This window comes from Mesorhizobium sp. M1A.F.Ca.IN.020.03.2.1 (assembly GCF_004023205.1).
In the GTDB taxonomy this organism is placed as follows: Bacteria; Pseudomonadota; Alphaproteobacteria; order Rhizobiales; family Rhizobiaceae; genus Mesorhizobium.
Genome location: NZ_RZSV01000036.1, coordinates 26,713 through 34,558, shown reverse-complemented (window position 1 = coordinate 34,558; position 7,846 = coordinate 26,713). Strand labels below are relative to the sequence as shown.

The 7,846-nt window shown below is 63.3% G+C and carries 7 protein-coding genes; 1 reads left to right on the top strand and 6 read right to left on the bottom strand.

What is annotated here, in order from left to right:
- Positions 1–116 precede the first annotated feature (116 nt).
- Positions 117–1,049: a 3-keto-5-aminohexanoate cleavage protein gene (locus tag EOA79_RS08660; RefSeq protein ID WP_067326797.1), complete on the top strand. Its 933-nt coding sequence runs from the start codon at positions 117–119 to the stop codon at positions 1,047–1,049.
- Between the two features lie 31 nt (positions 1,050–1,080).
- On the opposite strand, the gene EOA79_RS08655 is transcribed toward EOA79_RS08660, so the two are convergent.
- The 6 genes from EOA79_RS08655 to dnaG all read right to left on the bottom strand — a co-directional run bounded on the left by EOA79_RS08655 (position 1,081) and on the right by dnaG (position 7,738).
- On the bottom strand, positions 1,081–1,374 hold the full coding sequence (locus EOA79_RS08655; protein ID WP_067326794.1) for an HlyU family transcriptional regulator: 294 nt from the start codon (positions 1,372–1,374) through the stop codon (positions 1,081–1,083).
- Positions 1,375–1,575: 201 nt separating this feature from the next.
- Positions 1,576–2,247, bottom strand: coding sequence for a PadR family transcriptional regulator (locus EOA79_RS08650; protein ID WP_095823214.1), 672 nt, complete (start codon positions 2,245–2,247; stop codon positions 1,576–1,578).
- A gap of 140 nt (positions 2,248–2,387) precedes the next feature.
- Positions 2,388–2,768, bottom strand: a complete 381-nt coding sequence (locus EOA79_RS08645) for a DCC1-like thiol-disulfide oxidoreductase family protein (RefSeq protein WP_189413658.1) — start codon at positions 2,766–2,768, stop codon at positions 2,388–2,390.
- A gap of 67 nt (positions 2,769–2,835) precedes the next feature.
- Entirely contained in the window at positions 2,836–3,129 is a 294-nt protein-coding gene (locus EOA79_RS08640) for a GYD domain-containing protein (RefSeq protein ID WP_066994615.1), read from the bottom strand.
- Positions 3,130–3,332: 203 nt separating this feature from the next.
- On the bottom strand, positions 3,333–5,363 hold the full coding sequence (rpoD, locus tag EOA79_RS08635; protein WP_128292967.1) for an RNA polymerase sigma factor RpoD: 2,031 nt from the start codon (positions 5,361–5,363) through the stop codon (positions 3,333–3,335).
- A gap of 422 nt (positions 5,364–5,785) precedes the next feature.
- A complete protein-coding gene (dnaG, locus tag EOA79_RS08630) occupies positions 5,786–7,738 on the bottom strand; it encodes a DNA primase (protein ID WP_095801608.1) in 1,953 nt (650 codons plus the stop codon).
- Positions 7,739–7,846 lie beyond the last annotated feature (108 nt).

Sequence of the window (7,846 nt, the reverse complement as noted above, 5' to 3'; positions counted from 1 at the left end):
GTTCTATATCGTGCCGTCGAGCGGTTCATTGCCGGCATCGCCCAAGCGGTCGAACAGGACGCGGTCGAACAGGGCGCGTTCGGATAGCGAAGAGATCAGGATCAGGGCATCAAAAAGTGGCAAGCCAGAACAAGATCATCATCACCTGCGCGGTCACAGGCTCGATCCACACGCCGTCAATGTCGCCGCACTTGCCGGTGACGGCCGAGGAGATCGCGACCGCCGCTATCGAGGCGGCCGAGGCGGGTGCCGCGATCGTCCACCTTCATGCCCGCAATCCGGTCGACGGACGCCCCGACCAGTCGACCGAGGCGTTCGCCCCTTTCCTGCAGGTCATCAAGCAGCGCTCCAACTGCGTCGTCAACATCACCACCGGTGGTGCGGCGACGATGAGCGTGGAGGAACGCGTCAGGCCCGCGAAAGTCTTCGCGCCCGAGGTCGCCTCGCTCAACATGGGCTCGATGAACTTCGCGCTGTTTCCGATGCTGGAGCGCTTCAAGACGTTCGAGCATGAGTGGGAGCGGCCCTATCTCGAATCGTCGCGCGACCGGATCTTCCGCAATACTTTCGGCGATATCGAGCACATATTGCGCACCTGCGCCGACAACGGCACGCGCTTCGAGATCGAGTGCTACGACATCGGCCATCTCTATACCCTGGCGCATTTCGTCGAGCGCGGGCTGGTGAAGGCACCGTTCTTCGTCCAGAGCGTGTTCGGCATCCTCGGCGGAATCGGCACGCATCCGGAGGACGTCGCCCATATGAAGCGCACGGCCGATCGGCTGTTCGGCAACGAATATCACTGGTCGGTGCTGGGCGCCGGCCGCCACCAACTGCCGATCGCCACGCAGGCGATCGCGCTGGGCGGCAATGTGCGGGTTGGCCTGGAGGACTCGTTATGGATCGGCAAGGGCAAGCTTGCCCGCTCGAGCGCCGAACAAGTAACGAAGGTCCGCCAGATCATCGAGGGCCTCGGCGCCTCGATCGCCACGCCCGACGAGGCGCGGCAGATCCTGCAGCTGAAGGGCGGCGACAAAGTCGCGTTCTGATCCCGGCAAAAAAAGAACCCTGCGGCAACGGCTATCCAAACATCCGCTCGCCCTGCTCGTCGACGAGCTGGATGCCCTTCTTGATCGAGATGTCGACCGCATCGTCCAGCCCGGCGAAACGGTCGGCGCGGATGAAGCGGTGCTCCTTCATCACGCCGTCCACTTCCTTGGAGACGACGCCGCAGGTCTGGTACTGGCCGTCCGCCTTGTAGGGCGTGGCGCTGATCAGGAAGCCCTTGTGCTCGACCTGCTTTGCCGGCTTCGCGGCTCCGGTGTCCGTCGCCTCACCACCGCCGCCGCCGAAAAGACGTTTCAGAAAAGACATAGCGCATCCTCCAGCGGCAAATCGTCCTGCATCACATAGCGTGCCGCAGGACGATTTTCACTACAGCATGAACCCGAAAACTGTGCAGCGGTTTTCGGGAAGATCATGCTCACACAAAGATAAACGGGATGACTTTTGGAAGTCATCCCGCTTTGACGGTCATCGGTCGAGCCAGCAATAGCCCGTTCAGTGCCGGGCGACTCAGCGACGTGAGAGGGCCTCGAGCGCTGCGGCGGCGTCTTCCAGAATGCTGATCGCCTCGGCCTGCTTGTCCTCCGGCGCATCGACGATATCGCTGAGCGCGGCGCGTAGGCGGTGGCGCAGTGCGCGGAACCGGTCGCGCTTTTCGTGACGGCCGCGCCGGCCGACGTCCTCGCCCTCGTCGTTCCAGCCAAACCAGTCGCGCGCCTTGGCCATCTTGCGGCCGAACCGCTCGAGATGGTCGAGCACGTGATCGATCATCTCGCGATTTTGCTCGAGATGCGCCCTGCCCGCCTCGGTGATCGAGAACACCTTCTTGTTGCCTTCGCTTGACGAGACGGCATAGCCGGCCTCTTCGAGAAAGGTCAGCGTCGGATAGACCACGCCCGGGCTCGGGCTGTAGATGCCGCTGGTGCGTTCCTCCAGCGCCTTGATGATGTCGTAGCCGTGCCGCGGCGCCTCGGCCAGAAGCGACAGCGTGATCAGCTTGAGATCGCCGTCGGCCAACATGCGGCCGGCGCGGAACATGTCGCCCGGACCGCCGCGGCCGCCGCCGCGCATGCCCTGGCCGAAGGGACCAAAGCCGCCGCCGCGACCACCGAAACGACCGGCCATGTGCATGAATATGCGCTGACCGAAATGGTTGTGCCCGAAGGGATTATGCTTGTGCATGGATCGCTCCTTGAGTTCTATCTTACGATATATCTTAGCTAGGTGGCGGGTGGAGTCAAGATATATCTTGCGATGCATCTTGGTTGACGCAAGGCGAACTGCGAGGCGGTCGAATGCGCAGCGATCGCCGCGAAAACAGCCTACCAGCGGCCTTTGCGGCGGTTCCAGGCGTAGAGAAGATCGGCAAACCGATCATAGACAAAGCGCGTCAGCCGCAGCACGACCGAATTGCCGAACAGGGTGGCGAGCCATCCCTCGCCAGGCGTGAGCCGCCAGACGGCGATCGCCACATCGGCACCGACCAGCAGCTTGCCCTCGGCATCGGTCGCATGCAGCCGCCGGCGGACATCCTCGAGCGAGGCGCCGAAGGCTGAAAGCGCTTGCGGTTCGAAATTAATGTCGCGGAATTCGACGCGGCCGGACTTGACCGCTTCAATCAGCCGCCGTTTCTGGCGGTTGATGCCGGCATCGCAGACCGGGCAGCGTGTGTTGTACCAGACAGTCAGCAACGGCTCAGGCATCGCGCGACTATCGGCGACCGAGCGCGGCACCGCAATATCAGCATCGAGCCGGGCTGTTTCCGGCGCTCTACCCCAGCGAACTGATGATCTCGCGGTAGGCGAATTCCGGAAACGCCTTCATCGTCCGCGTCCTGACATTGCCGCCCGACGACAACATCAGCGCGAAACGGGCAAGCACGGCATCGTCCGGCGCTTCGACAATGGCGACCATGTCGCATTCGCCCATCGTCAGATAGAATGCCTTGAACGATCCGCCCATTTCACCGAGCAGCTTCTTGGCGGCATCGAGCCGTTTCGGCGACTCCCGCACGTTCTTGGCGCCCAATTCGGTCCAGTTGATAAGCACGATGTAGGTTGTCATGGCACACCTCCCACCGGGAGCCACGGAGCGCAACGCCTGGCAGTTGCGGCCGGCGTCCGGGGCGGGCATCCGGCTTGTCGCCCACAAATGCATCCGACCCTGAAATTATCCTCCTGTTGAGCAAGCCCGGCAAGGCGGCATAACAAATAGGTGGAAATGAAAAAGGACGCCGAGGCGCCCGTTTTCGTATGTTGCGTTTCCGCTCAGCTGTCCAGGAAGCTTCTCAGCTTCCGCGAGCGGCTCGGGTGCTTGAGCTTGCGCAGCGCCTTGGCCTCGATCTGACGGATACGCTCGCGGGTGACCGAGAACTGCTGGCCGACCTCTTCCAGCGTGTGGTCGGTGTTCATGCCGATGCCGAAGCGCATGCGCAGAACACGCTCCTCGCGCGGGGTGAGCGAAGCCAGCACGCGCGTGGTTGTCTCGCGCAGATTGGCCTGGATCGCCGCGTCGATCGGCAGGATCGCCATCTTGTCCTCGATGAAGTCGCCGAGATGCGAATCCTCCTCGTCGCCGACCGGCGTTTCGAGCGAGATCGGCTCCTTGGCGATCTTCAGCACCTTGCGCACTTTTTCGAGCGGCATTGCGAGCTTCTCTGCCAGCTCTTCCGGCGTCGGCTCGCGGCCGATCTCATGCAGCATCTGGCGCGAGGTACGCACGATCTTGTTGATCGTCTCGATCATGTGCACCGGAATGCGGATGGTGCGCGCCTGATCGGCGATCGAGCGGGTGATCGCCTGCCGGATCCACCATGTCGCGTAGGTCGAGAACTTGTAGCCGCGGCGGTACTCGAATTTGTCGACCGCCTTCATCAGGCCGATATTGCCTTCTTGGATCAGGTCCAGGAACTGCAGGCCGCGATTGGTATACTTCTTGGCGATGGAGATGACGAGCCGAAGGTTCGCTTCCACCATTTCCTTCTTGGCGATCGCGGCCTCGCGCTCGCCCTTCTGCACCTGGTTGACGATCCTGCGGAATTCCAAGATCGAGATCGCCGTCTCGGTGGCGAGGTTCTGGATCTCGGCGCGCAGTTCCTTGATCGCGTCCTTCTCGTTCTTGGTGAACTCCTTCCAGCCGCGCGAGGTGAGATTCGCGATCGAGCGGGTCCAGTTCGGATCGAGCTCCGAGCCCTGATACTCCTTGAGGAACTCCTCGCGGCGCACGCCGTAGCTTTCGGCGAGCCGAAGCAGCTTGCCCTCGTTCTGCACCAGGCGCTTGTTGATGTCGTAGAGCTGCTCGACCAGCGCTTCGATGCGCGCGGTGTTGAGCGACAGCGACTTCACCGCCTTGATGAGTTGCTCCTTGAGCTCCTTCAGCCGGCGATCCTGGCTGGGCGAAAGCGTGCCGGCAGCCGCCAGCCGGTTCTCGACCTGCTGGTCCTGCAGCTTGCGAAGCTTCTTGTAAGTGTCGGCGATGACGTCGAGCGTCTCCATCACCTGCGGGCGCAGTTCCGCTTCCATCGCGGCCAGCGACAGGCTTGCCTCGTCCTCGTCGTCTTCCTCTTCTTCCAGCCCGCGCGTGTCGCCGCCGACATTGGTGATGTCGTCTTCTTCCTCGCGCCCCGCCGAGCGGCCGCGCGGCTTCTCTTCGGCCTTGGGCGCTTCCTCGACGCGTTCGACAACGGGCGCCTGCTTGGCCTCGGGGCCGGCATAGGTCGCCTCGAGGTCGATGATCTCGCGGAGCAGGATCTTCGATTCGTTGAGCTCGTCGCGCCAGATGATGATCGCCTGGAAGGTGAGCGGGCTCTCGCACAGGCCCGCGATCATCGTCTCGCGGCCGGCTTCGATGCGCTTGGCGATCGCGATTTCGCCCTCGCGCGACAGAAGCTCGACCGAGCCCATCTCGCGCAGATACATGCGCACCGGGTCGTCGGTGCGGTCGGTCGGCTCTTTCTTGGTGGTCGTGGTGGCAACGGCGGTGCCGGTCTGCTCGGCAAGCTCGTTGGCGTCTTCCTCGGAGTCGGCGCCCGCGTCGCCGCCTTCCGCCTCCTCGCCCTGCTCGTCGTCCTCGACGACGTTGATGCCCATGTCGGACAGCATGGCCATCGTGTCCTCGATCTGCTCGGATGTCACTTCCTCCGAGGGCAGCACCGAGTTCAGTTCGTCCATGGTCACATAGCCGCGCTTCTTGGCGGCCTTGATCATCTTCTTGACAGCATCATCGGAAAGGTCGAGCAGCGGGCCATCGGTGGCGCCTTCACGTTCGGTCTCGACCTCTTCCTTTTCCTTTGTCGCCATTCTTTGTCGTCTCCAAGCGGCCGAATATCGAAGCCGCGTAAGCTGCCGGACCGGTCAAACCGGATGCGCTCGCCCCAGAACGCTTCTTACCGGGCCAGTGACCGCATCATCTCTTTTGTTTGCTGCCTGTCGTTGCCCCAAAACCGGTTCCACTTTTGGGCGACATGCATTAAGTCCAGATTAACCCTGGTATCTGTGGCAGGCCTTTTGCCTGTCCAGTCGCCAGAACCTTACATCGCTCAAAATTTCCCACCGACGCCGGGCACGGTTAACGTTTCGAATCGTCCTGATTCCGCCAATCTGCCAGAAGGTCAAGCGCCTCTGGCATGATTCGCATGAAAAAAGCGAATCAATTGCCCGACTTAGAGGCGTCGAATCGACGCGCCTTGAGCATTTCCACTTCATTTCGGGCCGACCTGGGCCTAAGCACGCCCAGCCCTGCCCGACGAAACGCCGAACCCTTCGATCAGCGCTTCCGTTGCCTGTACATCGTTGAATTGCGCTTGAATCTCGACGAGATGCCGGAAGTTTTCGTCCGACGGGTCTGCATCGAGCGCCGCCTGCGCCTGTTTCAGCTCCCTATGTAAGGTGCGCGCGCTGCGCTGCAAGTGCAGCGCTTGGTTGAAGGCGTCCCGGGCATCGTCAAGTCCCGCGGTTTCGAGCGCCGGCCACTGCCGCGCCCGCTTGATCAGCGCCACCGCGCGTTCCCAGATGTCGCCGCATCCGGCGCGCTCGATGGTGGCGATGACTGCGTCGCGGTCGTCGGCCGCGTCATGCGCCATCGCGTCGAGGATGGCTGCATGCAGCCGCCTGAGATCCGAATTGGCAAGATCGAGGAATTCGACATGCGCGAAATTCTCGTCGATCAGCGGCGGATGGTTGACCAGCGCCACGATGATCGTCGCCTCGCGTACCGACATGGCCTCGCCCGTGCGCTTGACCAGCGCCGAGCGGCCGAGGCTTTCGGTGATGGCGGTGCGCGCGCCCGCAGCGCTCCGGCCAAACGCCCCGCCTGGCGCCGAACCTCTGCCGCGCTCGCCTGGCCGGCCGTCCTGGCGTCCCCCGTGTAGGCCTTGCCGCGCGCCGCGCTGCGAGCCGAAGAAGCTTAGGACGCGCTCGCGCATCTCCTGCTGATAGTGGTAGCGCAGGCTTTCGTCGCGGATGCGGCCGGTAAGCTCGCGCAGCGTCTTCTCGAGCTCCGCCCGCCGCTCCGGCGTATCGAACACGCCGCCGGCCGTCTCGCGCATCCACAGAAGATCGGCGAGCGGCCGCGCTTCCGAAAGCACCGCGCGGAACGCGTCCGGCCCATCCGCTTTGACCAGATCGTCGGGGTCCTTGCCTTCGGGCAGCAGCGCGAAGCGTGCCGAGCGCCCGGGCTGCACCGACGGCAGCGCGAGGTCGGCGGCGCGCCAGGCGGCCTTCAGCCCGGCCTGGTCGCCGTCGAAGCAAAGCACCGGCTCCGGCGCCATGCGCCACAAAAGCTCGAGCTGGTTTTCGGTGAGCGCCGTGCCGAGAGGCGCCACGGCATTCTCGAAGCCGGCCTGTGCCAGCGCGATCACATCCATATAGCCTTCGACGGCGATCACCGTGCCGCCCTTGGCCACCGCTTTGCGGGCGCGGGCGAAATTGTAGAGCACGTTGCCCTTGTGGAAGAGCTCGGTCTCCGGCGAGTTCATGTATTTCGCCAAAGCGTCCGGCGCCAGCGCCCGACCGCCGAAGGCGATGATCCTGCCGCGCGAATCCGGGATCGGGAACATGATGCGGTCGCGGAACCAGTCATAGGAGACCGGGATGTCGTCGCCATGCCGGACCAGTCCGCAGGCTTCGATATCGGCCTTCGGCACCCCCTTGGCGGCGAGGTATTCCTTGAGCGCGTTGCGGCTGTCCGGCGCATAGCCGAGCCGGAAGGACTGCTGCGTCGCCGGCGTCAGACCGCGGTCGCGCAGATAGGCGCGGGCCTTGGCGCCTTCCGGTCCCTGCAGGCGCTCCTGGAAGAAGACCGTCGCCATCTCCATGACGTCGGTCAGGCTGGCGCGTTCCTTCTCGCGCTTTTCTTCTTGGGCGTCGCGCACCGGCATCGGCACGCCGGCCATCTCTGCGATCCTTTCGACCGCTTCGGGAAAGCTCATGCCGTCGAGCTCGGTCAGGAACTTGAAATGATCACCCGAGACCGAACAGCCGAAACAGTGATAGCGCCCCTTCTTGTCCTCGCAGTGGAACGACGGGCTCTTTTCGCCGTGAAACGGGCAGCACGCCCAATAATCGCCGCGCGATGCGTTGGACTTCTTCCTATCCCAGGAAACGCGTTGACCGATCACCGAAGAAATCGGCACGCGGTCGCGTATCTCGTCGAGGAAGGCGGGTGGAAAGCGCATCGGGAAAGGCTCGTTTACCCTCCATATAATCAAGCCGCTTGGGCGCGACGACTCGATAAGCCCGATCGTACCCGCTTTTCACAGACAAAAAGAAGGCGGCCGCGCGGC